Genomic DNA, 26,998 nt, shown 5'->3' with positions numbered 1-26,998 from the left:
TTAGATATCAGGAGGCTTGAAATGAAGAAACTGCTAGTCTTAGGAATGCTCGCCCTGGCCGGGTTGGCGCTGGCCCAGCCCAAGGTGTTCAAGGGCACCGAGCCGGGCCGGGCGGGGGGTGCCTACCGCATCACCTCCATCTCCGACCCGCGTACCTGGAACCCCTTTGTAGCACGGGAGACTTCCTCAACCGACATCATTGCCCTCTTTTTGCCCTACCTGACGACCTATGACCCCTATACCCAGGCCCCAGAGGGCCGGCTGGCTAAGTCGTGGGAAGTCCGTAACAACGGCTTGACTGTGATTTTCAAGCTGCGTGAAGGGGCCAAGTGGTCCGACGGACAGGCTATCGACGCCGACGATGTGATTTTTAGTGCCACCGTCCACGCCGATCAGCGGGTCAACTCCAACTCGCGTAGCAGCTTCATCCTTGATGGCCAGCCGATCCGCTGGACCAAGGTAGATCAGTTTACGGTGCGGGCCGACTTCCCCAAGCCCTATGCACCGGCTTTGATCCAGGGCTGGTATATCGTGCCCGAACACGTTTTTGGCCCTGCTTACCGGGCTGGGGTGCAGCAGCTTCAGGCCCTTTGGAACCTGGATACGCCAGCGGCCCAGGTGGTCTCGGGCGGCCCCTTCAAGCTCGATAGCTACGTCAAGGGTGAGCGGGTGGTACTGGTGCGCAACCCCAACTACTGGGGGGTGGACGAACGCAACAACCCGGTGGCCTACCTCGAGCGCTACACCTTCCAGATTGTGCCCGACCTGAACGCCCAGCTTGCGCGCTTCCTGGCCGGGGAGGCCGATACCTTCTCAGCCGCCAACGCCGACCAGGTGGCGCAGGTTTTGGAGCGCATCCGTGCTAATCGCCTGCGGGCCGAAATCTTCCCCAACGTAGACGTTACTCTGGGTACCAACTTTATCGTCTTCAACTGGAACAACAAGGACTCCTTCAAGGAAAACCTGTTCCGTCAGGTTAAGTTCCGCCGGGCCATGGCCCACCTGATGGACAAGAAGTCCATGATCGAGGTGGCCCTGGGCGGCTTGGGTCAGGCCCAGTGGAGCCCCATCTCCATTCCTAACAAAGCCTTTTTCACCGACGATGTGGCCAAGTTCGAGTTCAGCCCGCAAAAGGCCGCGCAGCTCCTGGCCGAACTGGGTTTCCGCAGCAAAAACCGCGACGGCTGGCTGGTGAACGCCCAGGGCAAGGTGCTGGAGTTCAACCTGGTGACCAACCAGGGCAACAACGTGCGCGAGCGCATCGCCCAGATCTTCCGTGACGAAGCCCGCAAGGTTGGGGTCAAGGTCGAATACCGCCCCATCGACTTCAACGAGCTGGTGCGTCAGCTGACCAGCCCCGCCGCCGATGGTACCCGCGATTTCGATGCCATTCTGATCGGCCTTACCGGCGGCATCGAACCCGCCTTCAGCCGCAACGTGTGGGAACTCAACGGCTCGCTGCACGCCTGGAACCTGGGCACGGGTGGTAAAAATCCGGCCAAGGTGGAGGCCTTCGAAGTGCTCATCGATACCTTGATGAAGCGCGGTGCTACCACCCTCGACCAGGCCCAGCGCCGTCAGATTTACGTGCAGTTCCAGAAGGTGGTGGCCGAGAATCTGCCGCTCATCTATACCGTGGCCCCGGCCTACAACCCGGCCCGCCTGACCCGACTGGGTGGTATGTTCCCCAAGGAGCAGATCAACTCTATTAACGGACAGGCCCCCTACATCGAGACCATTTTTGCCAAGGAGTAACTGCCTTTGGGGGCAAGGGGTGGCTGGCCACCCCTTGCCTTCATGCTGAGGTGCTATGTTTGGCTATGTTGTACGGAGGCTGCTCCAGCTTATCCCCACTTTTTTTGGGGCTACCCTGCTGGCCTTTCTGGTTATACAGCTTGCGCCGGGCGATTTTGTAACCCGGCTCGAGCTCGACCCTACCCAAGACCGTGAATCTATTGCCAACCTGCGCCAACAGTTGGGCCTTGATCAGCCCCTGCCGGTGCAGTACGCCAAGTGGCTATCCGGCATTCTGCAAGGCTACCTGGGCCTATCGCTCTCGTATAAATCCGATGTGTGGAGCGTAATTGGTCAGCGCATCCTGAACTCTATGGTTCTGGTGGTGCTGGCCACCCTGATGATCTATCTGATCGCCATTCCCATTGGGGTATACTCGGCCATCCGCAAGTACACCTGGCCCGACCGAACCTTCACCGTCCTGGCTTTTTTGGGTCTGGCCATCCCCAACTTCTTTTTTGGGCTCATCATGCTCTTTTTGGCAGTTTGGCTCTCCGATCTTACCAATATGCGTATTTTGCCTATTGGTGGCATGACCGACGAGTTCCTTCATCTGGGTAACATGACCCGGGCGGCCCAGATACTCTTTCCGCCGGCCTTGCTGGGCACCCTGGTTTTTGCCGGGATGTTCTGGTGGCGTGTGCAACGCAAGCAAACGGCCACGTTTGGCATCTGGGTGGGGCTGGTGCTGTTTGGCATGAGCGCTTTGCTGATGCTCTGGCCGCTGTTGCAAGGGCCGGGCTTGCCCGAACGGCTGCCCTATACCGAGTCGCCCCTTTGGGCCAGGGCCAACAACGTACTCTGGCACGCCTTCCCGGTGGTCATTGTGGTGGGCACTTCGGGTCTGGCCGGCCTCATGCGCGTCATGCGCGGCCAGATGCTGGACGTGCTCTCGCAAGACTACATTCGAACAGCGCGGGCCAAGGGTTTGAACGAGCGGGTGGTGATTTACAAACATGCCCTGCGCAACGCTGTGATTCCCTTCATCGCTGGGATTGGGGGGTTGTTGCCGGGCCTGATTGGGGGTGCTGGACTGGTGGAGGTCACCATGGCCTGGCCGGGCATTACCCCTGCGCTTTTGGAGGCCATCTCGGCCATTGACATCTATGTGATTATGGGCCTCATCACCATCACCACCGTCTTGCTGATGATTGGCAACGTGGTTTCGGATCTCTTGCTGGCCTGGGTAGACCCGCGCATCCGCTACAGCTAGGGGGAACGTGCATGATTCCAAGAGTGCAAATGAAAGCCACCCCTCAGGCCAACCGGAGTTTTTTCCAGCAAGCCTGGATTCGCTTTAAGCGGCATCCTCTGGCTCGCCTGGGTGCAGCGGTTCTGTTGGTGTTTTACCTAGGAGCCCTGTTTGCCGACTTCCTGGCACCTTATCCAGAAGAGAAGAGCTTCCGCGATTTCTCTTTTGCCTCACCCACCCAAATTTTTTGGCGTGACGAAAACGGAAGGTTGACCCGGCCCTATGTGTGCGCTGCCGAGCGGCGCCGGAACCTCGAGACCTTCAAGGTCGAGGTCATCACCGACTGCGAGAAGGGCCGCTATCCTATTTATTTCTTCGTCCAGGGTGAGCCCTATCGTTTTCTGGGGCTTATTCCCACCGACCTGCGCCTGATGGGGGGCCCCTGGCTGCTGGAAGACCAGGCCAAACTCTTTTTGTGGGGTACCGACGACTTTGGCCGCGATGTGTGGGGTCGCATCTGGTTTGGGGCCCGCATCAGCCTGACCATTGGTATCTTTGCGGTGGCCCTGGCTCTTGTGATCGGCATCCTGATGGGTAGTATCTCTGGCTTCTACGCTGGCCGACCGGTCACTTTCAGTATCGGGCTATTGAACCCTCGCTTCTGGGAGTTTGTGCGGGGTAGCCGCCCGCTGGATCATCTGCTGGCGCTTTTGGGTTTGGTTCTGATAGCTGCTTTGCTTTGGGGAATGGGCCAGGGTTACGAGCGCTACATCCGGCCCGACCTTCAGCGCGTCAGTACCCTGGCCCTGGGGGGTCTGGGATTAGTGCTGGGCCTGGTGGGGCTGGGTGTGCTGATGTATTTCCTGGTCTGGCGTAGCCATCTGGCAAGGGTCCTGCTCTGGCTTTCGGCCTGGGGGGGGATGGCCTGGCTGCTGTGGATTACGGTCTGGGGCTTCTGGCAGAGCAGCCGGGGTCTGGAAGCCATCATCGCGGGTTTGATTGGTGCAGCACTGCTGGGGGCTATTGGGTATATCCTGCTCTGGCCGCGCATCGAACTGGATCTGGACACCATCATCATGCGTGCGGTGGAGGTGCTGGCGGCCATCCCCGATTTGTTCTTGCTGATCATCCTTTCGGTGCTCATCCCCATGGAAGTGCCGCCTGCGGTGCGCTTTGTGCTGGTGGTGACCATTCTCTCCTTTGTGAACTGGGGCGGGCTGGCCCGCATTATTCGCAGCCAGGTGCTGCAACTGCGCGAGATGGAGTTTGCTCAGGCCGCGCAGGCCCTGGGAGCCGGGGATGCCCGGATCATCATTCGACACGTGCTGCCAGGAACCTACACCTATTTGATTGTGGCCGTCACGCTGGCCATTCCGGGTTTCATCCTGGGCGAGTCGGGTCTCTCCTTCCTGGGGCTGGGCATCCAGGAACCGGCCACCTCCTGGGGGCTGATGCTTTCCAAGGCCCAGGCTACCGGCATCACAGCTTTTAGCGAGCGGCCCTGGCTTCTGATTCCGGGCTTTTTTATCCTGCTGGCGGTGCTGGCCTACAATTTCATGGGGGACGGTTTGCGCGATGCCCTCGACCCTCGCACCAAAGTGTAGGGCGATGGTTTTTTGATGAATGTGGCCTCGAGGGCGATATAATGTCGCAACCTGCTGTTGCAGTGATTTAGGAGTGGGAATGGACGAGAAACGGTTGGTGGATGTTACAGACCTGAAGGTTCACTTTTTCACCGACGACGGGGTGGTTAAGGCCGTAGACGGGGTGTCTTTCCACATTGACAAAGGCGAGACCCTGGCGGTAGTGGGCGAATCGGGCTCAGGGAAGTCGGTTGCCAGCCTGGCCATGATGCGCCTGATTCCCAACCCCCCCGGCAAGATAGTTGGTGGGCAAGTGCTTTTTAGGGGTAAAGATGGCAAAACCCGGGATCTGGTCAAGGAAGATGAGGCCACCATGCGCAAGATTCGTGGCAACGACATTGCCATGATCTTCCAGGAGCCCATGACCAGTCTCAACCCGGTGTATACCGTGGGTGACCAGATCGCTGAGGCCATCGTGCTGCACCAGGGCAAGAGCAAAAAGGAAGCCCTGGATCAGGCCGCCGAGATGCTTGATCTGGTTGGCATCCCTGAACCTAAAAAACGCCTGTCCAACTATCCTCACCAGATGTCGGGCGGGATGCGCCAGCGTGTGATGATCGCCATGGCGCTCTCCTGCAATCCCTCCCTCCTCATTGCGGATGAGCCCACCACCGCCTTAGATGTGACCATTCAGGCCCAGATTCTGGAACTCATGAACAAGCTGCGGGAAGAGATTGGCATGAGCATCCTGTTCATTACCCACAACCTGGGTGTAGTGGCCGAGATGGCCGACCGGGTGGTGGTGATGTACGCGGGGCGGGCTGTGGAAGAAGCCGATGTGGTGCCCACCTTCAAAAAGCCCCTGCACCCCTACACCATGGGTCTTTTGAACTCGGTGCCCCGGCTCGACCTGGCGGCTACCCACCAACAGCGCCTGGAGGCTATTCCGGGCAACGTACCCAACCCGCTCAACCTGCCCCAGGGCTGTGCCTTCCACCCGCGCTGCAAATTCTTCAAGCCGGGCCTGTGTGACCAGGACATACCCGTCTTGCAAGATGCCGGCAACGGTCACATGGTGCGCTGTGTGCGCTGGGCCGAGATCCAAAAAGGTGAGGTGGTGGGAGCATGAGCGCGGTTGTTCCTGAAACCACAACGGCTAACCTGGTTGAGGTGACCCATCTCAAGAAGTGGTTCCCTATTCGCGGGGGGATTCTTTCCCGGGTAGTGGCCAATGTTAAGGCGGTCAACGACGTGAGCTTTGGGGTGAAGAAAGGCGAGGTGTTGGGCCTGGTAGGGGAGTCCGGTTCGGGTAAGACCACCGTGGGCCGCACCATCCTGCGCCTGATTGAACCCACCGAAGGAACCATCAGCTTCCAAGGGCAAGACATCACGCACATTCCCAAGAACCAACTCCGCACCTATCGCCGCAAGATGCAGATCATCTTCCAGGATCCCTTTGCCTCGCTCAACCCGCGCATGACGGTGGGTGACATCATTGCCGAGCCGCTGGTCATCCACAACCTGGAAGGTTCCGCCCAGGCCCGCAACGATCGCGTGGCCGAACTGCTGCAACTGGTGGGCCTCAACCCCGACCACGTGCGCCGCTATCCCCACGAGTTTTCGGGTGGGCAGCGTCAGCGTATTGGGATTGCCCGTGCGCTGGCGGTACGCCCCGAGTTCATCGTGGCGGATGAGCCGGTCTCGGCTCTGGACGTTTCGATTCAGGCCCAGGTGGTTAACCTGCTGCAAGATCTCAAAGAGCAACTGGGCCTGACCATCCTGTTCATTGCCCACGATCTCGCGGTGGTGGAGTACATCTCCGACCGCATTGCGGTAATGTATCTGGGTAAGGTGATGGAGCTGGCCCCCTCGCGGGACCTGTACCTGAAGCCGCGCCACCCCTACACCGAGGCCCTGCTATCGGCCATCCCTACCCCCGACCCCACCATCAAGCGTGAGCGTATCGTGCTGCAGGGCGATATACCCAGCCCCATCAACCCGCCCTCGGGCTGTGTTTTCCGCACCCGTTGCCGCTATGCGATTGCCGAGTGTGCCAATACCGTGCCCGAACTCAAAGAAGTGGCGCCCGGCCACTTCAAAGCCTGCATTCGCGACGACATCCCGGGCCTGAGTTAGGCGATGGCGCCAGGCTGGCTACCTTGAACCAGACACCCCAGCCAAAGCTGGGGTTTTTGATTTATACCTGATTCAAAAAGACAGTTTACAAAACCAAAAACTTCAAAGGCTGTCTTTTTGAATCCTACACACACCCCTTCCTTACGATCGGCGAAAAAAGCGTCTCCCTTCCATCGAGCAGAAGCCCCCTCCGCTAGGAGGATAACTTCGACCCTGTTGATTCGTTACCGTTCGGTAACGAATCACCTCAAAAATCGGTCAATGCGCTCTCACCTCGCCTCAATGGTGGGGTGATTTACTGGCTTGTATGGGTAGAAAACTATTGCTGTTGGCCGTGGTGCTATTTGGTATGGCTCAGGCACAAGAAACCGTGATTTATCGGGGCTTTGCCGAGCTTCGGCAGTCGCAAACCCTGCCGCAAAATGAGTGGATCTGGGAGCCAGGCGAGACCCTGTTCCAGAGCCTGGTGCCGGGAACCCTGCGCTTGATAGGGGTAAGCGAGCAGTCGCGCCGGGTGCAGGTGGCTGCCCAACAAAGTCCTCTGGCTGCCTATGTGGGCAAGGAGGTGCAGTTTTACTGGGAGGGTCAGTGGCGCAAGGCCACCCTGGTGAGTGCCGAGCGGAACCTGTATCTGTACGAGGGCCGTTACCTGGTAGGGCTACCTGGAACAGTGGCCTATCCCGATCCCGGCGGATTCAGTGCTGTTCCTGGCCCAAAAGTGATCTTTCGCTATCAGGGGGGTGGCTCGGGAACGCTGGCCTATCTGACTCGAGGCCTGACCTGGAACCTGCGCTATACGCTGGAGGATGGCGAGCTGACCGGCTGGGCGACCCTGACCAACGGGCTGGGCCGCACCGTGCGACTGGGCCGCACCGACCTGGTAGCCGGGAGTGTGCCTTTGCTGGAAGGAGGCTTTAGTGTGCCCGCCCCCCGCCCCGAAACCCGGATGTTGCAGGCTGCGCCGGCTGCTTCAGACGTAGCGGAAGCCGAGTTCGTGGGAGAGGCAGCGGGCACCTACCGCTACCGCTTACCGGGAGAGGTGACGCTCGAGCCCGGCCTGACCGAGCTACCTTTTATTCGCACCCGGGTGCAACCGGTCTATTTGTGGCGCTTGCAAACCGGCTTCAGTACCGAACGCGAGCTGGCTTTTGTGCGGGGTTTTCGTTTTGCGGCCCCGGAAAACCTGGCCGCCGGGGTGGTGAGCGTCCGCGAGCAAGGGGTGTTTGTGGGGCAGGCGGCCACCGGCGATACGGCCAAAGGCAACCAGGTCAACCTGATGCTAGGTCCTGACCCCGAAGGCAGGGCCACCCGGCAGGTGGAGCAACAGGCCCGCAACCGCTTCCGGGTGACCACCCAGGTGCAAAACCCCAAGCCCTATGCGGTGGAGGTGGAAATTCAGGAGGCCATGCCCCAGCCCTTTACCCTGGAGGGGGAGGGCCTCGAGCGCCTCCCGGAGGGCTACCGCCTGCGCTTCACCCTGGCCCCCAATCAGAGCCGTTCATACACGTACACCCTGATTTTGCAGCAACGCTAGGGGTCTGGTAACCAAGAATACTGTGAATACTGTTCGCATTTCAGCGCCTCCCAATGAGCTGCAAATCGCAATTCTGAGTAATTAACGTGCTTCAAAACGCGCCGCAAAACAAGTTACCGGTGCACTAAGTACAACAACGTTAGGAATTTGCTCTACCCGAAAAGGGGAGCCCATAAGCTGCGCCGCTTTGAAGACCGGCCACTTCTTTCGCCGAAACCGTCACCACAAAAATCTAATGTGGGCGCACTTAGACCGCCCACATTTTCTTAGCCTTGCGCACTGAGCCTCGAGGCCGGCCAAAGACGTATCGCTCGAGGGGGCCTGCCCCGGCCCAATTCTGGCACCCCATACCCGGTGGGACTGTCTCAGGCTGGCCCTTTGGATGAGAATCTTTCGCCTTACCCTGGACTGCTTGCAGCCCGAGAAGGGGCTATGCTACCCTTCCAACATGAAAAAGCTACTGGGTGTGCTTTTGCTGGGTGTGGGGCTGGTCTGGGCGCAGCCTCTGGGCAGCGTGGCCATGGTCTTCAGTGAGGGGGCCAAAACCGACCCTACCTTTAACGGGGTGGCCTACGGTGGGGCGCAGCGAACGGTACAGCAGTTTGGGGGGCGTCTCTTCGACTTCGAGCCCACCGACCCCTCGCAGATTCCGGGGGCGGTGCGTCGCTTCGCCGCCGAGCGCTTTGACCTCATTATTGGCCTGGGTTTCGCCACCGAACCCGGTATTGCGGCTGCAGCACGTGAATTCCGCGATCAGCGCTTCGCCCTCATCGACACCGCCACCGATGCCCCCAATGTAGCCTCGTATGTATTCCGCGAAAACGAGGGCACCTTTTTGGTGGGCTACATTGCAGGAAGGCTCAGCCAGACCGGCGTGGTGGGCTTTGTGGGGGGAATGGATATTCCGCTCATCCACAAGTTTGAGGTGGGCTACCGCGAAGGGGTGCGACGGGCCTGCCCGGCGTGCCGGGTGGTGGTGAACTATGTGGGCAACACCCCCGCGGCCTTCTCCGATCCGGCCCGGGCCAAGGAGATTGCCGCCTTCCAAAAGTCGCAGGGGGCCGACATCATCTATGCTGCAGCCGGGGCCTCGGGGCTGGGGGTGTTTGACTACGTCAAGCAGACCCGTTGTATCAAGGCTGCCGAACTGCCTCGAGGCTTGCGCTTCCGCAGCAACCCCTTCGCTACCGTGCCCAAGTACGAGGCCTACACCCGTGAGTGCGCTGGAGATACCCGCCCCATGTTCTTTATTGGGGGGGACGGCAACCTGAACTTTTTGGGCGACACCGACAACAACCCGGCCACTTTGAACCACGCCTTGACCTGCATGCTCAAACGGGTGGATGTGGCCGCCCAGCGCGCGGTGGAGTCGGTGGCGCGCGGTAGCTTTCAGGGCGGTCTGGTGAGCCTGGGCTTGCGGGAAAATGGGCTGGGCTATGCCCTCGATACCTATAACCAGGCCCTGTTGTCCGAAAGCCTTCGCCGCGAAGTGAACGCCATTCGGCAAAGCATTGTTGCGGGCCGGATTGTGGTGCCGGACAAGCGCTAAGCACCGTACGGAACCCAGATATTCTTGACCTGGGTGGCCTGGCGCAAGATTTCGTCGGTGTCGGGTAGGGGGCCGCTGGGGAGCAACATCCAGGTGCGCTTCATGTTCCCGGCGCTGGCCCGCTCGACCAGCACATGTCCGGCCTGGGGCCCGGTGTACCAGACGGCGTCCACGTCGTCGTGTTCGGCCAGGGTTTTGGCCAGCTCGTCGCGCTCGCCGGTCACTATGTTAAAGGTGCCCGCAGGGATGTCGGAGGTCTCGAGCACCTGATAAAAGTCGGTAGCGACCAGGGGGGCCAGCGGCGAGGGCACCACCACCAGGGTGTTTCCCAGGGCCAGCGCGGTTCCGGCCAGCCGGGCCAGCGCGAGCAGCGGCTGGTCGTCGGGGCAGAGAATGCCCATCACCCCGATGGGCTCGGGTATGGCCAGGGTCACGTTGCGGATGGGGGTGGGGTGGACTACCCCTTCGTATTTGTCGGCCCAGGCGGCGGCAGTAAAGAGGGCCTCGAGGGCCGTTTCTACCTCTGCGCGGCCGTCCTGTCCGGTCTGTGCGTGGATGCGGTGGCCAAACTCCTCGGCCCGCTCGGACAGGTTTTCGGCCAGGAAGTACAGGATTTGCGCCCTGTTGTGCGCGCTGGTCTTGCGCCAGCCCTCAAAAGCCGCGCGGGCAGCCTCCACCGCATTGCGAATATCCTTGCGGTTACCCAGCCCCACCTCGCCCAGAAGCTGCCCGTCCGGGGCATATACGGCCTTGCTATAGCCGCTATCGGGCCGGGCCTGCCTGCCGCCGATAAAGAGCTTGGCGGTGCGGTCTATGGGGGGCTGAAGGCTAAAGGTTTCAGGCTGGAGGGGTGTTTCCTTAGCAGACCTCGAGGGGGCCCTGGTTTTGCGACTTTGAGCTTTGGGACTTGGGCTTTCGGCTTTTTTCACGTACTCCCACAGCCCCTCCTTGCCCCCCTCGCGCCCAAAGCCCGACTCACGGTAGCCGCCAAAGCCGCTGGCGGCATCGAAGAGGTTGGTGCTGTTGATCCAGATGGTGCCGGCTTTGATCTGGGTGGCGATGTCCAGGGCCAGATTGATGTCCTCACTCCAGATGGAGGCAGCCAGGCCGTAGCGGGTGTTGTTGGCCAGCCGCACGGCCTCCTCGGGGGTGCGGAAGGTCAGGGCAGCCAGCACCGGCCCAAAAATTTCCTCCTGGGCGATGGTAGAGGCTGGGGCGACCTCGGTAAAAAGCGTGGGGGGGTAAAAGCACCCCTCGCTCGGCACCGCCCAGCTTGGCTGCCAGAGCCGGGCCCCTTCCTCCACGCCCTTTTGCACCAAATGCTGGATTTTCTGCAGCTGAACCGGTGCCACGATGGCCCCAATGTCCACGGCCTTGTCCAGGGGGTTGCCTACGCGCAGTTTTTCCATGCGGGCGCGCAGCTTGGCATACATCCTCTCGGCGATGCCCTCCTGCACCAGAAGCCTCGAGCCCGCACAGCAGACCTGCCCCTGGTTGAACCAGATGGCGTCCACCACGCCCTCCACTGCGCTATCCAGGTCGGCATCCTCGAAGACCAGGAAAGGCGATTTGCCACCGAGCTCGAGGGAGAGCTTTTTGCCGCTGCCCGCTGTGGCTTTGCGGATGAGCCGCCCCACCTCGGTCGAGCCGGTAAAGGCGATCTTGTCCACCCCCGGATGCTCCACCAGGGCCGCCCCGGTTTTGCCGTCGCCGGTGATGATGTTCACCACCCCCGGCGGCAGCCCAATGTTCTGACAGATTTCTGCGAACAAAAGAGCGGTAAGGGGCGTAAACTCGGCGGGCTTGAGCACCACCGTGTTGCCCATGGCCAGCGCTGGGGCAATCTTCCAGGAGAGCATCAGCAGCGGAAAGTTCCAGGGGATAATCTGCCCTACCACGCCCAGAGGGGCATAGCCCGCCAGCTCGCTTTCCATAAGCTGGGCCCAGCCGGCGTGGTAGTAGAAGTGGCGGGCCACCAGGGGAATGTCAATGTCGCGGGTCTCGCGGATGGGCTTGCCGTTGTCCAGGGTTTCCAGCACGGCAAACAGGCGGGCGTGCTTCTGCACCTGCCGGGCCATGGCGTACAGGTAGCGGGCCCGCACGTGACCGGGGGTCTGGCTCCAACCGATAAAAGCTTTGCGGGCAGCCTTGACGGCCTCGTCTACGTCGGCGGCGCTGGCCTGGGCTACCTCGGCCAGCTTTTGGGCGTTGGCCGGGTTAAGGGTAGCGAACCATTCCTGGCTGGCCGGGTCACGCCACTTGCCCCCAATAAAAAGCCCGAATTTGCCCTGGTGGGCCTTCAGCCAGTCCAGCGCGGGTTGGGCGGCTTCCGGGGCGGGGCCATAGGGAAGGGTCTCCATAAGTTCGGTAAGGGTCATGCTTTAGCTCCAGTTCAGGGCGGGCTTCGATATCGGTGAACTCTGCTTCTTAGCTTTCAGGAGAAAAGTGCAATAGAAGCCATGGTGAAGTCTTCGGGCCAAGGGACTTTTTCTACCCCAGCGGCTGGTACTGCATGGAGGCGTAGCGCCCGTAGGCGAAGTGCTCGAGCTGCCGCTCGATGTCGTTCAAGAGGGCGCTGGCCCCGATGCGGAACAGATGGGGCTGCATCCACTCGAGGCCCAGTTCCTCTTTCATCAGGATAAGCCAGTCCAGGGCCTGCTTGGCGCTGCGGATGCCGCCGGCGGGTTTGAAACCCACCTTATGGCCGGTTTGTTCATAGTAGGCCCGGATGGCCCGCACCATCACCAGGCTGTTTTGCAGGGTGGCGTTCACCGCTTCCTTGCCGGTAGAAGTCTTGATGAAGTCGGAACCCGCCTGCATACAGACCATGCTGGCTTTGAAGACGTTTTTGAGGGTGCCCAGCTCGCCGACGGCCAGAATGCTTTTCATGTGGGCCGGGCCGCAGGCCTCGCGGAAGTCGCGCACCTCCTGGTAGAGGGCCTTCCAGTTGCCGGTGAGCACATGGCGGCGCGAGATGACGATGTCAATTTCGCTGGCCCCCGCCGCTACCGAGGCCTCAATCTCTTGCAGTTTAAGGCGGTGGGGGTTGAGTCCGGCGGGGAAGCCGGTTGAGACGGCGGCTACTGGGATGCCGGAGCCCTCGAGCGCCGCCACGGCGGTGGGTACCATCTCGTGGTAGACACAGACCGCACCGGTGGTAAGCCGCAGGTGGGGCAGGCCCAGGTCGTGCAACAGCTCCGCTCGCACCGGCTGGCGGGCCTTGGCGCACAGGCGCCGCACCGTGCCGGGGGTGTCGTCGCCCGAAAGGGTGGTCAGGTCGATGGTCTTGATGGCGTGTAAAAGCCAGGCCGCCTGCCATTCCTTTTTAACGGTGCGGCGGGTGGGCAGGGTGGCGGTCCGGCGCTCAACGGCGCTTCGGTTGACCAGGGCCCCCTCGAGGGCGCCGGGGTCGAAGGGGGTGCCGGGGTTGCGCTCCAGCATGTGGGCTTGGGGTATGGTTGCAGTCGCCATAAGCTTGGCCTCGAGTACAGCCGATTATAGCCCAGCCTGCTATTATCTGGTTGAGGGCGACAGTGCTGACCCGCTACTGGCTAAGGCACTTGGCCGTGAGTCATCGGCATTGATGCTCGAGCCAGGGACATTCGGTCCCGCCTGAGCTGCCATGCTGGAGGTTGTACAAAAGGGTTCGGCTTCTACCCTGGCTTGGGAGGTGAAGGATGGAAACCCTGCAAGTGGCCAAATGTCCGGTATGTGGCGGGTTGGTGGAGGTAGCGGGCCCGTGGGTGGGCCTCGAGGTGGAGTGCCCGGAGTGTGGCGAAGTGTTGCGGGTGGTAGAGACCCAGCCACTCAAGCTCTATTACGCCTTTGACCCCGACGAGGAGCCCCTGCCCGAGGAGGAGCATCGGGTACCCAGGGGTGAGTAGCGAACAGCGCCGGGCAGGGAACCATCACCTGTGGCCGATTATGACGGTCCCAGCACGATAATCACATCGTAGCCCCTGGGCTCGAGGCGGATGCGGGTCTCCAGTGGCAGGTGCAGCAGATCGGCGTAGTCCTTGGCCAGCAGAAAGGCAGGCGACTCCCGTCCAACAATCGAGACCCCACTGCGCACCAGCACCAGGCTGGTGCCCCCTACCTCGCCTGCATGCACTTCCGGGGGGGGGATGCCCAGCTCCACAAAGCCCTGCCGGTAGCGTTCGCCCAGCCCCGCCCCACTCCGGTCTAGGAGCAGGGTTTTGAGGCCCAGGGCTTCGGCCTGTACCATTCGGGCCATCACCTCGGCATCGGGGGTGTAGCCCAGCAGACCCGCCGTGAAGGAAGGCATGGCGACCTGGTCGAGGACCAGGAAACTGCCCTCCTCGAGGGTGGGCAGGGTTGCGCTCTTAAGGGTCAGGCTTTGCAGGTTGGGCAGCCGCTGCAGGGCTTCGGTGAGGGGAAGGCTGGTCTCGAGGGAGTTCCACACGGCCCCTGCAACTCCTGGTAAGCGCGGCCAGTAACGAGGGCTTTGGGCTTTTCGCAGGGCCAGCCCCATCACTTCCTTGATGCGGTCCAGCCGGCCCAGGTCGGAGCCTTCCCAGCGACGAAAGCGCATGTATTTGACCGCATCTTTCCCGTTCAGGTGCAGCGGCCCCGCCGGAAAGTCTATGAAAAGACCCGCGGCCCGGTCGGTGTATTTCATCGGATAGGGCAGCACCACATCCACGCCGTCCACTGCATTCACCAGCTTCATCACGGCCTCGAAGGTCAGGATCACGTGGTGCTGAACCGGTACGCCCAACAGGTTTTCTACGGCATGGCGCAAGCCCTCGGCCCCACCGCCCCGCTCGTAGACCGAATTGATCTTGCCATCATAAAAACCGTTAGGGGTTTCACCGCTATAGCGCAGGTCGCGGGGAATGGCCACCACCGTGGCCTCCGAGCCGCGCAGGCGCACATAGAAGATGGTGTCGGTGCGAAGCCCTGGCCCACAAGCGGTGTGGTAGCCGCAGTATTCGGTGTCGCGAGCTGCCACCACCAGGCTCAGTTCCTCGGCGGGGCCACTTTCTCTGTACTCGCTAAACAGCCCAGCCTGCACCTCTTGAAGCTGCGGCCCATAGGCCAGGGCCCCGGCCAGGGCCAGCAGGGCCAGCCCAAGCAATACCAGCGAAAGCCGCGGCCCCGCACGGCGAGCTCGTACCAGCGACCCCCGTTTAACTCGATGGGGTGTTCGCGGTTGTGCCATGACCCATAGATTACAAAACCTGGCCGATGGGAGGGTAATAGACCACCCAAAAAAGCCCTGGGGAGTACCCAGGGCAAAACTAGCAGTCCTCGCCGCGCTGCTCCATGATCGCTTTGTAGGCTGCCAGGGTGCGAGGATGGGGCTCGATACCTTTGCTTTGCAGGTATTTGACTTTGCACAGGACCGCTTTTTGGTAGGCTTCCTCGAAGCCGCCCCGACAGCGCCAGGTCGCGAATATCCTGATTGACCCCACGGCCCGGCTCGGAAACATCGGCAACATAAAGCGCCATGCCGATTCTGTGCTCGGGGCGAACCCCGTAAACATGGCCCTCGATGGCCTCGAGCACCTCTTCATCCTCAATGCCCCATTGCTCGGCCAACTTGCGCCCAGCGCGCCCATGAAGCGATAAGGGATGGTTGCGCTCGAGCGCTATTTCCGGCGGTGCAAGCTCTGTCAACTGCTGTTCGCTCAAATCGCGTGCAGCATCGTGCAGGATGGCCGCCAGGTAGATTTTCTCCACATCAAGCGCGTTTGCTCTGGCAATTTCAGCGGCCAGCTCGGCGACCCGCAAAATATGTTCGTAGCGCTCAGGCTTAACCTGCTGGCGCACTCTTTCGGCCAGATCAACGACAGAGATGGTGCTTATCAAGTGAAGCCTCCGCCGAGGGCGGGAGCAGGTTTGGGAACTCCTGCCCATCCGCAAAAGAGAGCCTACCACATTTCTGGAAATTTCCAAGCTGGATTGCCCTATCCTTCTACATCGAGTCTGCGTATCGTTTCCCTCGCCCTGACTTGATAGGGATGAGCCTTCAGACGCTTCGTTTTTGTGAAAGCTGCCGCTCGGTGGAGCCGCTCTGATGCCTGGGCGCTACTTGAAACAATTCGCCATAGCCGCTATAGTTGTCAGTTGGCTGGGTCAAAAGACCCGAGTTGTTTGTTGGATTGCACCAGCATCCCAAACGGCTAACTGGAGAGTGTGGTCATGTACGCAATCATCAAGACGGGTGGTAAACAGTACCGCGCAGAGGCAGGCAGCAAGCTGCGCGTGGAGAAGCTCGAGGCCAACCCCGGCGACACCGTGGAGTTTGACGCCCTGATGCTGGGCGGCGAGAAGACCGTGATTGGCAGCCCCACCGTACCCGGCGCCAAGGTGGTGGCCGAGGTGGTCGAGCACGGTAAAGGCAAAAAGGTGGTGGTGGCCAAGTTCAAGGCCAAGATCCACTACCGCCGCAAGCGGGGCCACCGCCAGCCCTACACCGAGATTGTGGTGAAGGAGATTCGCGCATAAAACTGCTGAAAGCCAGTAGCTAGAGTCTAGCTTTCAGCCTTCAGCGTCCTGGAGGGACTATATGGCACACAAAAAAGGTCTGGGTTCAACCAAAAACGGGCGCGACAGCCAAGCCAAGCGCCTGGGGGTCAAGCGCTTTGAGGGCCAGGTAGTCAAGGCCGGCAACGTGCTCGTGCGCCAGCGCGGCACCAAGTTCCGCGCCGGCGAGGGGGTGGGCCAGGGCCGCGATTACACCCTGTTCGCCCTGGTAGACGGGGTGGTGGAGTTTGCCGACAAGGGCCGCAAGGGCCGCTTTGTGCGGGTCAAACCCATCGAGCTGGCCAGGGCCGGCGACTAATTTTTGCCGCTAGCCGAAGGCTGAAGCCCCGAGCTCGGCCTTCGGCTTTTAGCTTTTGCTTATGTTCAGAGATATCCTCGAGATTAGCGTGGCCGCCGGACGTGGGGGCGACGGTTGTATTAGCTTCTGGCGTGAAAAATACATCGCCAAGGGCGGCCCCGACGGCGGCGATGGCGGCGACGGGGGCTCCATCATCCTGCGGGCGCTGGGGCAGGTGGACTCGCTCTCAAACCTCTCCAAGCGGGTCTACAAGGCCGAAAACGGCCAGCACGGCATGGGTAAGGGGCTCTTTGGCAAGTCGGGCAAAGACCTGGTGATCGAGGTGCCCCGGGGAACGCGGGTCTACGACGCCGAGACTGGCGAACTTCTGGCCGACCTGATCGAGGAAGGTCAGACCTTTGTGGCGGCCAAAGGGGGCAAAGGCGGCTGGGGCAACCCCCGGTTCGTAACCCCCACCCGTCAGGCCCCCCGCTTTGCCGAGGCGGGCGAGGAAGGAGAGAAGCGCAAACTGCGCCTCGAGCTGATGCTTTTAGCCGATGTGGGCCTGGTGGGCTACCCCAACGCCGGCAAGAGCAGCCTGCTGGCCGCTTTGACCCATGCCCACCCCAAAATTGCCAGCTACCCCTTTACCACCCTTTCGCCCAACCTGGGCGTAATTGAACGTGACCTCGAGCGCATCACCATGGCCGACATTCCCGGCATCATCGAGGGGGCGGCCCAGGGCAGGGGCCTGGGGCTGGAGTTTCTGCGGCACATTGCCCGGACTCGAGTTTTGCTCTATGTGCTCGATGGCGCCGACCAGCCGGTGCAAACCCTGCAAACCCTTCAGGCCGAACTGCGTTCCTACGACCCCGAGCTGCTCACCCGCCAGGCCCTGATTGCCCTCAACAAAACTGACCTGCTGACCCCAGCCGAGCTACAGGCCCTGGTGGCCGAGCTAAGCCAGACCGGCCTGCCGGTCATCCCCACCTCCACCCAGACCCGCCAGGGGCTAACCGAGCTGGTAGAGGCCCTGTTTGCCCTGGTGCAGGCTGCGCCCAAGCCCAAAATGGAACAACCCAGGCCCAAACCCGAGGCCGCCGACTACATCCAGGTAACCCAGGTGGAGGAGGGGGTGTTTGAGCTCGAGGCCCCTCAGGTACAGCGGCACCTAGACCGACTCAAGGGCGACCCGATGGACGCCGCCGGCTACCTGCAGGAGCTGTTCAAGCGCTACCGGGTCGAACAGGCCCTCAAGGCCCATGGGGTGCGGGCGGGCGACACCGTTCGCTTTGGAAAGCACGAATTCGAGTACATTCCCGAAGTCAGGTAGGCAGGGCAACCCATTGTGTATAATGAGGTCGAATGGTCAAAACCATTGATACCCAAACGCTAATTGAGCACATCAAACAAGCCCTGGAGGACAAAAAGGCCGAGAACGTGGTTGCGCTCGACCTGACCGGTGTTTCCGACTCGCTGGACTACTTTGTGATTGCCACCGGAACCTCCCAGCCCCACCTGCAAGCCCTCGAGCGGGCCGTGCGGGAAAAGCTCCAGGAAGACGAAGGCATCCGGGCGAATAAGGTCGAGGGCCCCAGCCCTCGCTGGGTGCTGCTGGACTATGGCCCGGTGCTGGTGCACCTGATGAGCGCCGAAGCCCGCGAGTACTACGACCTGGAAGGCTTTTGGGCCGACGCAAAGCGGATATAAGCGCCCTATTTCCAGGGTTGCTCCAACTTATAATGCTGAAAAGGCCGAAATCTGAAAGCCTGAATCGTGTAGTCGTTCTAAGTGCGCCCACATTAGATTTTTGTGGTGACGGTCTCGGTGAAAGAAGTGGCCGGTCTTTAAAGCGGCGCAGCTTATGGGCTCCCCTTTTCGGGTAGAGCAAATTCCTAACGTTGTTGTACTTACGAACGATGTAGCCTACCCCCGCTATTGCAGCAGAATCCCGTGACCCTATGGCCTCAGACGCGCTTTTGCCTTGCAACCGGAGACCTGTGACATGAAACTTTAATCTACTTTGCGTTGGGCGGGTTGGCCGGGCGGTAGTTACGGACGGGGCCAAAAATAAACTTGTTGAACACGATGTAGGCCGCCAGGTAAGCACCCATCTGTACCCAGAAGTTGTTGAACAGCGTCACCCCACTGGCCCCCAGGAAGGTCATGAGCAGGGTGAGGGGCATGACCACAATAAAGGCCCGCAACAACAGGCTGGGAAAAATGCGCAGCATGTCCCGGCCCGAAAGTGGCGTGCGCTGCTGTGCTTTGCGCTTGAGCTTTTCTTCCCGACGTTTCTTGCCCATGTCCTTAAGTTTAAGCCCTGGACTTTACGAGAACCAAGGGCTTGGCGCACAGAGCACGGGGTAAAGCCGTCAACGGCCAGCACCCAGTCTTTTGCTTTCAGCGTAGGGCTTTGAGCCTTATGCTAAGGTCGTGCGAAAACTCTGGGAAGCTATTTGCGCCTTGCCGCACCGGGGGAGTGCAACGGCCCTCGAGGCCCAGATGGCCCAGCAGCTCAAAGATTACCTGGCCCGTCTGGGAGCGGATATCTCGCTTGAAGTCCAGACCTTCCAGGCCCCCCGCAGCTATGGCCCCGAACTCATCCTGATTAGCCTTTTGCTGGCCGTGGGCAGTTTGGGGGGGCTTTGGTGGCTGGCACTGCTGGGAACCTATGGCTTCTGGGCGCATTTTTCGGGCTGGTGGGTACCGTGGCGGCGGTTCTTCGACCGCTACCCCTCGCAGAATGTGCTGGCCCAGACCGGTCAGGGCCACAAAACGCTGGTTTTGATGGCCCATTTCGATACGGCCAAGTCCTTTTTCCTCTACCACCCAAAGCAGGTTCGGTTTTTCCGGCGTAATTTTCTAATCAATGCAGTGCTGGCTACGGCGCTGCCCTTTGGCGCCCTGGTGCCGGTGGTATCGCAGTTGCTGGGCCTGTACTTTCTGGTGCAGGCCGCCCTCCTGACCTTGCGGGAGTTTCGTGAGCCCTATGTCAACGGGGCCAACGACAACGCGACCGGGGTGGCGGTAGCGGTGGCCCTGTTCAAGGAACTGACGAAAGATCCCCTGCCGGACTACCGGGTGATTCTGGCGCTTACCGGCAGCGAAGAAGTGGGGGCCAAGGGAGCTGAGCACCTGGCGCGTTCGGGACGGGTTCCACCCGATGCGCTGGTGCTCAACATCGACAATGTGGGCAAAGGCGAGCTGTTTTATGCCACCGGCGAGGGCATGCTGGTCTACCATGCTTACCTGGGGGTTCTGCTCGAGCAAGCCCGAACCATCCCGGGTGCGCAACCTCTGGCGTACCGCCTGGCCTTTTTCGATACCCGCCCCTTTGCGGCCCGAAACATTCCTTGCCTCACGCTCATTCGCCTGGAGAATGGCACACCCCCCCACTGGCACTGGCCTTCCGACCGCCCCGATGGGGTGGACTGGGGTGCGGTAGAAGAAACCCTGAACTACGCACGCACGCTGGTGCGCCAGCTGGCCTGATCTGGAGTAGCGCGCTGGGTGTCTGGCTTAGGTCTTGAGAGCGCGGTGTGTTGCCGGTAGTTTGCCGAAGCGGGGGTCGAGGTGCTGGCCATGCCACAAGGTCATTTGGCTTTGGGCCCTCGGCAATTCGCTCCAGGCCAATCCAGCAACACCTCACAAGAGAACAGTGTGACCGCTCGGTTCTAATGTTAAGCTTTGTTCATTTAGGGCAGCCTTTTGAGAAAGGGTGAAATATACTCTGAGCGTGGGTTGGAAAGGTGCAACGGTATCGCTGTACCAGCTGATATCGAAAAGTGCACTCATTGTAATGCCGGCAGGGCTACAGCTTCTGGTTGCCCCGATCCAATCCACCTAATCAAGTGACCCAAGGGAGCCTCCAGATGAGTACCACCCAAACCCCCACTCCCATCGCTGAAATGCTGCGCAGCATGGTGCAGGCTCGAGCCTCGGATATTCATTTGCAGGCGGGGGCACCGCCCACTGTCCGCATTGACGGCAAACTCAAGCCCTTTGGAAGCAAAGTGCTTTTGCCAGCCGATGTGGAAGCCATCGTTCGCAGCTTGCTGAACCCCATGCAGCAAGAAGAACTCGAGTACAAAAAAGAAATGGACTTCGCCTATACGGTGCCGGGTCTGGCCCGTTTTCGCTGTAATTTGCTTCACCAGCGCGGCAGTTTTGGTCTGGTCATGCGGGTGGTGGCCGAAACCATCCCCAGCTTCGAGGCCCTGGGGCTGCCCCGTCCGGTCATGGAAGACCTGGCCTCCAAGGAGCGCGGCCTGGTGCTTGTTACGGGCCCTACCGGCTCGGGGAAGTCCACTACCCTGGCTGCCCTGATTGACCATATCAACCTGCACTTCCCCAAAAACATCGTCACCATCGAAGACCCCATCGAGTTTTTGCACAAACATAAGAAAAGCCTGGTGGTGCAGCGCGAGGTGGGGGTAGACACCGATTCCTTCAGTACGGGTCTCAAGTACGCCATGCGGCAAGACCCGGATGTGATTCTGATCGGCGAGATGCGCGACCGTGAAACGGTGGAGGCGGCCATCATGGCGGCCCAGACAGGCCATCTGGTGCTTTCCACCCTCCATACACTCGATTCGGTGCGCACCATCAACCGCATCATCGACTTCTTTCCCCTGCACGAGCACCTGCAAATCCGCATTCTGCTGGCCGAGTCGCTCCTGGGTATCATCTCCCAACGCTTGCTGCCCAGGGCCGACGGACAGGGGCGCATGCTGGCTTTGGAGATTTTGTTGGCCACGCCTTTTGTGCGCGACCTCATCAAAGACGAGAACAAGACGCCTCAAATCAAGGACGCTATGCTGCAGGATAACCTGCGCGGTATGCAAACCTTCGATCAGCACCTGGTAGAGCTCTATACCCAGGGCCACATCAGTCTCGAGGACGCCGAAGGCTCGGCCACCAGCCCCCACGAACTCAAGCTGATGCTGACCAAGTTTACTGGGCGCGGATACTGAAAACCCGCGCGTGAGAACGCTCTTCGCAAAAATCGAGCCATCCGGGTTTGTGAATCCTGTGTCCTGGACTAAACAGTGGCCTCCGGGTTACGCGTCCGCGTCTGCGAACAGCGCGAAAGTCGGCAGGTCTTTAGCCAATAGCTAGTGGTCTGGTAACCAAGAATTCAGTATGCTCTTCAGTGACTCCCAAATTGGCTGCACATCGCAACTAAGGGCAATCAACGGGCTCCAAAACATGCTGCAAAACAAGTTACCCGTGCACTAGAGCCGGTTGCTCTTGATTGTAGAGGGTTCGATTCGGGTAAAGTGAGGCCAGTCTGGAGGTTGAGCAATGCGCTGGCTTTTTCTTGGGTTAACCGTGCTTTTGTTGCTAGCTTCGTGTGTTCCCGCCAACCAGGTGCGCCAGGTGCAGGGGCTTTCGGGGCCGGTGAACATTACCTTTGACCGCTGGGGTATTCCGCATATCCGGGCCCTCTCGAGCGATATGGATGTGTTTTTTGCTCAGGGCTATGTGCACGCGCGCGACCGGTTGTTCCAGATGGAGCTGGGCCGCCGCGCCGCGCAGGGCCGGCTGTCGGAAATTCTGGGGAGTGGTGCTGTCGAACAAGACCGATTCTTCCGCATCTGGGGCTTCTACCGTGCGGCCCAGGCTTCCCTGCCCAACCACACCGAGTTTACCCGCCGTGCCCTGGAAGCCTACGCGGCCGGGGTCAATCAGTTCATCCGCGAAGGAAACCTGCCCCTGCCTTTTGCCCTGCTGGGCTTTACCCCAGAGCCCTGGACGCCTACCGACACCCTGGCCTGGGGCAAGCTGCAGTCCTACGACCTGGGGCAGGTCTGGCAGGACGAAATTGACAACGCCTTCATCCTGGGTAAGGTGGGGGTGGAAGGGTTCAACGACCTGCGGGGGGAGTATCCCCAAGGCTGGCCCACCATCCTGCAGCCGGGCGACCTTCGCAGCGACGAGGAGCGGACCGAGCCCGGCTATCCAACCCCACGGGCCGCGCTTTCTGGGGCCGTGCTGCTGGCCATGCAAAAGCTGGCCGAGTTTTCCGAAACCCTGCGCATGGCCCCCCGCAGCCCCGACCACGGCTCCAACAACTGGGTGCTAAGCGGCTCGCGCACCACCAGCGCTAAGCCCCTGTTGGCCAACGACCCCCACCTGCGCCTGCAAAACCCGGCCCTGTGGTACATTGCCGATCTGCAGGGCCCTGGCTACCGGGCAATTGGGGCCACCATTCCGGGAGTGCCTGGGGTGTTTTTGGGGCGCAACGACCGGGTGGCCTGGGGGGCCACCAATGTGCGGCCCGATGTGATGGATTTGTTCGTGCTGGATTTGGAAGGGCAGTCCTACCGAACCCCCACCGGCCTGGTGCCGCTGCACATGCGCCAGGAGGTAATCCGGGTGCGGGGGGCCGACCCGGTGACCCTCACCGTGCGCGAAAGCGAGTACGGCCCGGTGATTTCTGATCTGGGCCGGGCTTTCTTGCGGCCTGGCCTGACCGCCGGAACGGCCATTGCCGGCGAGAACCAGGCCGTAGCGGTGCGCTGGACGGGCCTCGAGCCTCAGGACACCACCCTGGACGCCTACCTGGGCATAAACCGCGCACGCAATGCCACCGAATTCCGGGAAGCCCTTAGGCGCTACGCAGCTCCCATGCAGAACTTTGTCTATGCTGATGTGGACGGCAACATTGGCTACTTTGCGCCGGGCTGGATTCCCATACGCGACTGGGATGGGCGATTCCCGGCCAGCGCCCGGCTGGGGCAGCGGTGGAAGGGCTATGTGGCCTTTGAGCGCTTGCCACAGGTGGTGAACCCCCGCGAAGGTTTTGTCAGCAGCGCCAACAACCGGGTCTTGCCGCACGGCGGGCCTGACATCTCCAGCTACACCACCGAGGTCTTCCGTGCCCAGCGCATCCGCGACCTGATTCTGGCCACGCCCAAAGCCAGTCTGGAGGACATGGCCCGCTGGCAGGGGGATACGTACTCCATTATTGCCCGGGAGATGCTGCCGGGTCTGTTGGCCCTGCAACCCCAGAGCCAGGCAGCGCGGCGCCTGCAAGATGCGGTGCGGGGGTGGGATCTGCAGGCCGAGCTGGACTCGGTGGGGGCTACCGCTTTCGCCTTCTACTACCGCGAGATTTCCCGGATGCTGGAAGACGAACTCGAGCTGCGCTACCCACCGGTGCCCTACACCTTCGTCAAAACCCTGCGGGAGGACGGGCGCTGGTGCAGAAATGCCGCTTCGGGCATCCAGAACTGTGCGCAGTTCATGGCCCAGGCCCTGGAAAAAGCCGGAGCCGAGCTCGAGCGCCGCTTAGGCCCCGACCCCGCCCGCTGGCAGTGGGGCCGGCTGCACCAGGCCACCCTGCCTTCCCCGCTGGCCTCCACCCCGCTGATTGGCGGCCTGTTTAATCGCACCATTCCTACCCCTGGCTCGATGCACACCGTGAATGTGGCCAACTACAACCAGGACAGCTTCCTGCACACCTCCGGGGCCAGCCTGCGCACCCTCTTCGACCTGGCCGACCCCGACAACAGCCGCATCATCTACCCCATGGGCCAGTCCGCCGATGCGTTCAGCTCCCACTTCGACGATCTGCTGTGGCTCTGGCGCGACAAACAGTACATCCCCCTCAGCACCCGTCCCGCCGACTGGGGCCAGACCTGGACGCTGGAGCTAAGGCCATAGCGCAACTTCAACCATGTTCATCCCTTCTCAATAAAGAATGGCCTTTAGGCCGGGCCAGAAGCCCTGCCAGACTTTTAAGAGCAAAACGCTAGTGGTCTAAGTGCGCCCACATTAGATTTTTGCGGTGACGGTCACGGTGAAAGAAGTGGCCGGTGTTTAAAGCGGCGCGGCTTATGGGCTCCCCTTTTCGGGTAGAGCAAATTCCTAACGTTGTCGTACTTAGTAGCCAGGAAATCGGTATGCACTGCGATCCCTCTAATACCAGATTGGGTTAGTTCGTCACCCTTCGGCGCCGAACTAACCCAACCGAAGGGAGTGCTCTAGGATTCAAAAAGACAACCTATGGGTTTTTGGTTTTTTGAACTGTCTTTTTGAATCCGGTATAAATCAGCCGCATGTTGCAATTATTAGGCAATCAACGTGCTTCAAAACATGCTGCAAAACAAGTTGCCCGTGCACTAGCGCCTTGCTTCCACCCGCGCCTTCATCTCTTCAATCAGCACCCCCACCGCCAGCGTCCGCTGCTCCTTCACGTGCCGCTCGCGCACGTTAACCGCGCTGGCCTCGGCCTCCTTGTCGCCCACCACCAGGATTAGGGGGATCTTTTGCAACTCGGCGTCGCGGATTTTGGCGTTCATGCGCTCGGGGCGACTATCTACCTCTACGCGCAGTTTGTTTTTTCTCATCTGGGCGGCTATCTGGTGGGCATACTCGAGGTGTCGGTCCGAGATGGGCACAATAACGGCCTGGATGGGGGAGAGCCACAGGGGGAAGTCGCCGGCGGTGTGCTCGAGGTAGAAGGCAAAGAAGCGATCGAAGCTGCCCATAATGGCCCGGTGAATCACCACCGGGGTCTCTTTTTCGCCCTTTTCGTTGGTGAACTCGAGGCCAAAGCGCTCAGGCACGATAAAGTCGAGCTGGTTGGTGGCGATGGTGTCTTCCTTGCCCAGCACGCTGCGAATCTGCACGTCCAGCTTGGGGCCATAGAAGGTGGCCTCGCCGATGCCCTCCACGTACTTGGCCCCGGTTTGCTCCAGGGCTGCCCGGATGGCCTTAATGGAGTCGCGCCAGTTGTCGTTTTCCTCGCCAAACTTTTCGGGGTTGTGTTCGAAGTCGGGGAGCGAGAGGCGGAACCAGTAGTCCGAGATGCCAAAGTCGCGGTACACCTCGTCGAAAAGTTGAATCACCCGGATGAACTCCTCGGTGACCTGGGCCCTCGAGCAGTAGATGTGGGCGTCGTTCTGGGTGAAGCCTCGAGCCCGGGTGAGGCCACTCAGGGTGCCCGAAAGCTCGAAGCGATACACCGTACCAAACTCGGCCAGCCGCAGCGGCAGATCGCGGTAGCTTTTGGGCCGGGCTTTGTAAATCATGTGGTGGTGAGGGCAGTTCATGGGCTTGAGGTAGTATTCCTCGCCCTCTATCTCGATGGGGGCGTACATGTCGTCTTTGTAGTAGGGCAGGTGGCCCGAGGTGTAGTAAAGCCGGGCGTTGGCGATGTGCGGCGTGTACACATAATGGTAGCCGTGGGCCTGCTCCTTCTGGTACATGTAGTCTTCCATCTGCTTGCGGATAAAAGCGCCCCGGGGCAACCAAAGCGGCAGGCCCTTGCCCACCTCCTCGCTGATGGTAAAGAGCTCGAGCTCCTGCCCCAGCCGGCGGTGGTCGCGGCGCTTGGCCTCCTCCTGCTGCCAGAGGTAGTGTTCTAGTTCCTCCCTGGTACGGAAGGCAATGCCGTAGATGCGCTGGAGCATGGGTCGGCTGCTGTCGCCCCGCCAGTAGGCCCCGGCAATGCCAGTAAGCTTGAAGTGCGGGGGAATGCGACCCGTACTCGGCACGTGCGGCCCCCGGCACAGGTCGGTAAAGCCAAACTGCTCGTCGCCTTGCTTGTAAAAGCTCAGCTCCTCATTTTCGGGCAGGTCTTGAATCAGCTCGGTCTTGTAGGGGTCAATGCCAGCGTAGCGCTTCAGGGCCTCCTCGCGTGGGAGCACAAAGCGCTTTAGGGGGAGATTGGCCGCCACAATCCGCCGCATTTTCTCCTCGATTAGCGGCAAGTCCTCTTCGCGGAGGGGCTCGGGGGCGTCCATGTCGTAATAAAAGCCGTTTTCGATCACCGGCCCGATGGCCAGCTTGACCTGCTCTGGCGCATAACCTCGCTCGGTGTACAGCTCGCGCACGGCCTGGGCCATCACGTGGGCCAGGGTATGGCGGAAAAGCTGCACATACTCGGGGTCGCGCTCGGTCAGAATGCGGAGTTCGGCTCCTTCGGGCAGTGGTTTGAGCAGGTCGTAGAGTTCGCCGTTGGCGATGGCCCCAATTGCGGCTTTAGCCAGGCCAGGGCCAATGGCTTTGGCGGCATCGGCTGCGGTTGCGCCCGGTTTTAGATCCAGCTTTTTTCCGTCGGGAAGTACTGCGTGCATAGTCACCTCAAAAAAAATCCCGGCCCTTTAACCGCGAGCCGGGAGAACCTCCATCGCCCTCAGGCTAGAAGTTCCCCCTAGGTCTGGTAGTCTGCCGAGACCTCATCTTGCCTAGAAGTGTACGTCTGCGCGGAGTGGGAGTCAAATCGCAGACTTCCCGAAGATACCGCAAAAGCCTGTTGACCCCGCTCGAGCCATTTCCCTTACCCCCACCCCTCTTACAGCGGGAGAGGGGTTTATGTGCACCATTCTCGGTCATGTCTTGTGTGTCCATGAATGAGTTGTTCTCGATAGAGCCCCACTCGTTTCCTTGGGTCTGGCAGGGATGGTTAATC

20 protein-coding genes and 1 pseudogene are annotated in these 26,998 nt (G+C 60.7%); 15 read left to right on the top strand and 6 right to left on the bottom strand.

Translation table 11 applies throughout. The features are described 5' to 3' along the window. Positions 1-21: 21 nt before the first annotated feature. From Q0X23_RS01390 to Q0X23_RS01360, 7 genes are all read left to right on the top strand, one after another. Positions 22-1,755, top strand: coding sequence for an ABC transporter substrate-binding protein (locus Q0X23_RS01390; protein WP_297858626.1), 1,734 nt, complete (start codon positions 22-24; stop codon positions 1,753-1,755). Between the two features lie 55 nt (positions 1,756-1,810). Beyond that, entirely contained in the window at positions 1,811-3,007 is a 1,197-nt protein-coding gene (locus Q0X23_RS01385) for an ABC transporter permease (protein WP_297858625.1), read from the top strand. A gap of 11 nt (positions 3,008-3,018) precedes the next feature. Next, the gene (locus Q0X23_RS01380) at positions 3,019-4,590 is read left to right on the top strand and encodes an ABC transporter permease (protein ID WP_297858624.1); all 1,572 of its coding nucleotides are present in this window, start codon (positions 3,019-3,021) and stop codon (positions 4,588-4,590) included. 79 nt (positions 4,591-4,669) lie between these two features. Beyond that, positions 4,670-5,698 (top strand): ABC transporter ATP-binding protein, encoded by a 1,029-nt coding sequence (locus tag Q0X23_RS01375; RefSeq protein ID WP_119339454.1) that lies wholly within the window; start codon positions 4,670-4,672, stop codon positions 5,696-5,698. Continuing rightward, positions 5,695-6,705, top strand: coding sequence for an ABC transporter ATP-binding protein (locus Q0X23_RS01370; protein ID WP_297858623.1), 1,011 nt, complete (start codon positions 5,695-5,697; stop codon positions 6,703-6,705). Before Q0X23_RS01375 ends, Q0X23_RS01370 begins: the two co-directional genes overlap by 4 nt. Positions 6,706-7,012: 307 nt before the next feature. Next, positions 7,013-8,239: a DUF4139 domain-containing protein gene (locus tag Q0X23_RS01365; protein ID WP_297858622.1), complete on the top strand. Its 1,227-nt coding sequence runs from the start codon at positions 7,013-7,015 to the stop codon at positions 8,237-8,239. A gap of 448 nt (positions 8,240-8,687) precedes the next feature. Further along, entirely contained in the window at positions 8,688-9,788 is a 1,101-nt protein-coding gene (locus Q0X23_RS01360) for a BMP family protein (RefSeq protein ID WP_297858621.1), read from the top strand. Here Q0X23_RS01360 and Q0X23_RS01355 read toward each other — a convergent pair. Continuing rightward, the gene (locus tag Q0X23_RS01355; protein ID WP_297858620.1) at positions 9,785-12,166 is read right to left on the bottom strand and encodes an aldehyde dehydrogenase family protein; all 2,382 of its coding nucleotides are present in this window, start codon (positions 12,164-12,166) and stop codon (positions 9,785-9,787) included. The genes Q0X23_RS01360 and Q0X23_RS01355 overlap by 4 nt on opposite strands. Before the next feature lie 112 nt (positions 12,167-12,278). Beyond that, positions 12,279-13,259: a deoxyribose-phosphate aldolase gene (gene deoC / locus Q0X23_RS01350; RefSeq protein WP_119339460.1), complete on the bottom strand. Its 981-nt coding sequence runs from the start codon at positions 13,257-13,259 to the stop codon at positions 12,279-12,281. A 206-nt stretch (positions 13,260-13,465) separates the two neighbouring features. Between deoC and Q0X23_RS01345 the strand changes: the two genes are divergently transcribed. After that, positions 13,466-13,672 (top strand): hypothetical protein, encoded by a 207-nt coding sequence (locus Q0X23_RS01345; protein WP_297858619.1) that lies wholly within the window; start codon positions 13,466-13,468, stop codon positions 13,670-13,672. 38 nt (positions 13,673-13,710) lie between these two features. Here Q0X23_RS01345 and Q0X23_RS01340 read toward each other — a convergent pair whose 3' ends face one another. Next, complete coding sequence (locus Q0X23_RS01340) at positions 13,711-14,970, bottom strand: LCP family protein (protein ID WP_297858618.1); 1,260 nt, start codon at positions 14,968-14,970, stop codon at positions 13,711-13,713. A gap of 79 nt (positions 14,971-15,049) precedes the next feature. Beyond that, positions 15,050-15,620 (bottom strand): annotated as a pseudogene (gene yqeK, locus Q0X23_RS01335) (bis(5'-nucleosyl)-tetraphosphatase (symmetrical) YqeK). Between the two features lie 333 nt (positions 15,621-15,953). On the opposite strand from yqeK, the gene rplU reads away from it, so the two are divergent. From rplU to rsfS, 4 genes are all read left to right on the top strand, one after another. Beyond that, positions 15,954-16,259, top strand: coding sequence for a 50S ribosomal protein L21 (gene rplU / locus Q0X23_RS01330; protein WP_119339464.1), 306 nt, complete (start codon positions 15,954-15,956; stop codon positions 16,257-16,259). Between the two features lie 61 nt (positions 16,260-16,320). Next, a complete protein-coding gene (rpmA, locus tag Q0X23_RS01325; RefSeq protein WP_119339465.1) occupies positions 16,321-16,596 on the top strand; it encodes a 50S ribosomal protein L27 in 276 nt (91 codons plus the stop codon). A 61-nt stretch (positions 16,597-16,657) separates the two neighbouring features. Continuing rightward, entirely contained in the window at positions 16,658-17,908 is a 1,251-nt protein-coding gene (gene obgE / locus Q0X23_RS01320; RefSeq protein WP_297858617.1) for a GTPase ObgE, read from the top strand. Between the two features lie 32 nt (positions 17,909-17,940). Continuing rightward, complete coding sequence (gene rsfS, locus Q0X23_RS01315) at positions 17,941-18,285, top strand: ribosome silencing factor (protein WP_119339467.1); 345 nt, start codon at positions 17,941-17,943, stop codon at positions 18,283-18,285. Between the two features lie 308 nt (positions 18,286-18,593). Here rsfS and Q0X23_RS01310 read toward each other — a convergent pair whose 3' ends face one another. Then, the gene (locus tag Q0X23_RS01310; protein ID WP_119339468.1) at positions 18,594-18,881 is read right to left on the bottom strand and encodes a hypothetical protein; all 288 of its coding nucleotides are present in this window, start codon (positions 18,879-18,881) and stop codon (positions 18,594-18,596) included. A 130-nt stretch (positions 18,882-19,011) separates the two neighbouring features. On the opposite strand from Q0X23_RS01310, the gene Q0X23_RS01305 reads away from it, so the two are divergent. The 3 genes from Q0X23_RS01305 (at position 19,012) to Q0X23_RS01295 (ending at position 24,246) form a co-directional block, all read left to right on the top strand. After that, positions 19,012-20,070, top strand: a complete 1,059-nt coding sequence (locus Q0X23_RS01305) for a M28 family metallopeptidase (protein ID WP_297858616.1) — start codon at positions 19,012-19,014, stop codon at positions 20,068-20,070. Positions 20,071-20,450: 380 nt separating this feature from the next. Continuing rightward, positions 20,451-21,551, top strand: a complete 1,101-nt coding sequence (locus Q0X23_RS01300; RefSeq protein WP_119339521.1) for a type IV pilus twitching motility protein PilT — start codon at positions 20,451-20,453, stop codon at positions 21,549-21,551. 331 nt (positions 21,552-21,882) lie between these two features. Then, positions 21,883-24,246 carry a penicillin acylase family protein gene (locus Q0X23_RS01295; RefSeq protein WP_297858615.1) on the top strand — a complete coding sequence of 788 codons (2,364 nt, stop codon included), beginning with the start codon at positions 21,883-21,885 and terminating at the stop codon, positions 24,244-24,246. 458 nt (positions 24,247-24,704) lie between these two features. On the opposite strand, the gene thrS is transcribed toward Q0X23_RS01295, so the two are convergent. Beyond that, a complete protein-coding gene (gene thrS, locus Q0X23_RS01290; protein WP_297858614.1) occupies positions 24,705-26,663 on the bottom strand; it encodes a threonine--tRNA ligase in 1,959 nt (652 codons plus the stop codon). Positions 26,664-26,998: the final 335 nt, after the last annotated feature.

This window comes from Meiothermus sp., from assembly GCF_026004115.1.
GTDB lineage: Bacteria > Deinococcota > Deinococci > Deinococcales > Thermaceae > Meiothermus.
The sequence above is the reverse complement of the archived record's forward strand: the minus strand, read 5'-3'. Positions and strand labels throughout refer to the sequence as shown.

Excerpts from the sequence above, each read along its gene's own strand:
- obgE (WP_297858617.1), top strand. The coding sequence starts at position 16,658 with ATGTTCAGAGATATCCTCGAGATTAGCGTGGCCGCCGGACGTGGGGGC.
- Q0X23_RS01300 (WP_119339521.1), top strand. The coding sequence starts at position 20,451 with ATGAGTACCACCCAAACCCCCACTCCCATCGCTGAAATGCTGCGCAGC.
- rpmA (WP_119339465.1), top strand. The coding sequence starts at position 16,321 with ATGGCACACAAAAAAGGTCTGGGTTCAACCAAAAACGGGCGCGACAGC.
- rsfS (WP_119339467.1), top strand. The coding sequence starts at position 17,941 with ATGGTCAAAACCATTGATACCCAAACGCTAATTGAGCACATCAAACAA.
- Q0X23_RS01295 (WP_297858615.1), top strand. The coding sequence starts at position 21,883 with ATGCGCTGGCTTTTTCTTGGGTTAACCGTGCTTTTGTTGCTAGCTTCG.
- Q0X23_RS01375 (WP_119339454.1), top strand. The coding sequence starts at position 4,670 with ATGGACGAGAAACGGTTGGTGGATGTTACAGACCTGAAGGTTCACTTT.
- Q0X23_RS01380 (WP_297858624.1), top strand. The coding sequence starts at position 3,019 with ATGATTCCAAGAGTGCAAATGAAAGCCACCCCTCAGGCCAACCGGAGT.
- thrS (WP_297858614.1), bottom strand. The coding sequence starts at position 26,663 with ATGCACGCAGTACTTCCCGACGGAAAAAAGCTGGATCTAAAACCGGGC.
- Q0X23_RS01360 (WP_297858621.1), top strand. The coding sequence starts at position 8,688 with ATGAAAAAGCTACTGGGTGTGCTTTTGCTGGGTGTGGGGCTGGTCTGG.
- Q0X23_RS01365 (WP_297858622.1), top strand. The coding sequence starts at position 7,013 with ATGGGTAGAAAACTATTGCTGTTGGCCGTGGTGCTATTTGGTATGGCT.
- rplU (WP_119339464.1), top strand. The coding sequence starts at position 15,954 with ATGTACGCAATCATCAAGACGGGTGGTAAACAGTACCGCGCAGAGGCA.
- deoC (WP_119339460.1), bottom strand. The coding sequence starts at position 13,259 with ATGGCGACTGCAACCATACCCCAAGCCCACATGCTGGAGCGCAACCCC.
- Q0X23_RS01385 (WP_297858625.1), top strand. The coding sequence starts at position 1,811 with ATGTTTGGCTATGTTGTACGGAGGCTGCTCCAGCTTATCCCCACTTTT.
- Q0X23_RS01370 (WP_297858623.1), top strand. The coding sequence starts at position 5,695 with ATGAGCGCGGTTGTTCCTGAAACCACAACGGCTAACCTGGTTGAGGTG.
- Q0X23_RS01390 (WP_297858626.1), top strand. The coding sequence starts at position 22 with ATGAAGAAACTGCTAGTCTTAGGAATGCTCGCCCTGGCCGGGTTGGCG.
- Q0X23_RS01310 (WP_119339468.1), bottom strand. The coding sequence starts at position 18,881 with ATGGGCAAGAAACGTCGGGAAGAAAAGCTCAAGCGCAAAGCACAGCAG.
- Q0X23_RS01355 (WP_297858620.1), bottom strand. The coding sequence starts at position 12,166 with ATGACCCTTACCGAACTTATGGAGACCCTTCCCTATGGCCCCGCCCCG.
- Q0X23_RS01340 (WP_297858618.1), bottom strand. The coding sequence starts at position 14,970 with ATGGCACAACCGCGAACACCCCATCGAGTTAAACGGGGGTCGCTGGTA.
- Q0X23_RS01345 (WP_297858619.1), top strand. The coding sequence starts at position 13,466 with ATGGAAACCCTGCAAGTGGCCAAATGTCCGGTATGTGGCGGGTTGGTG.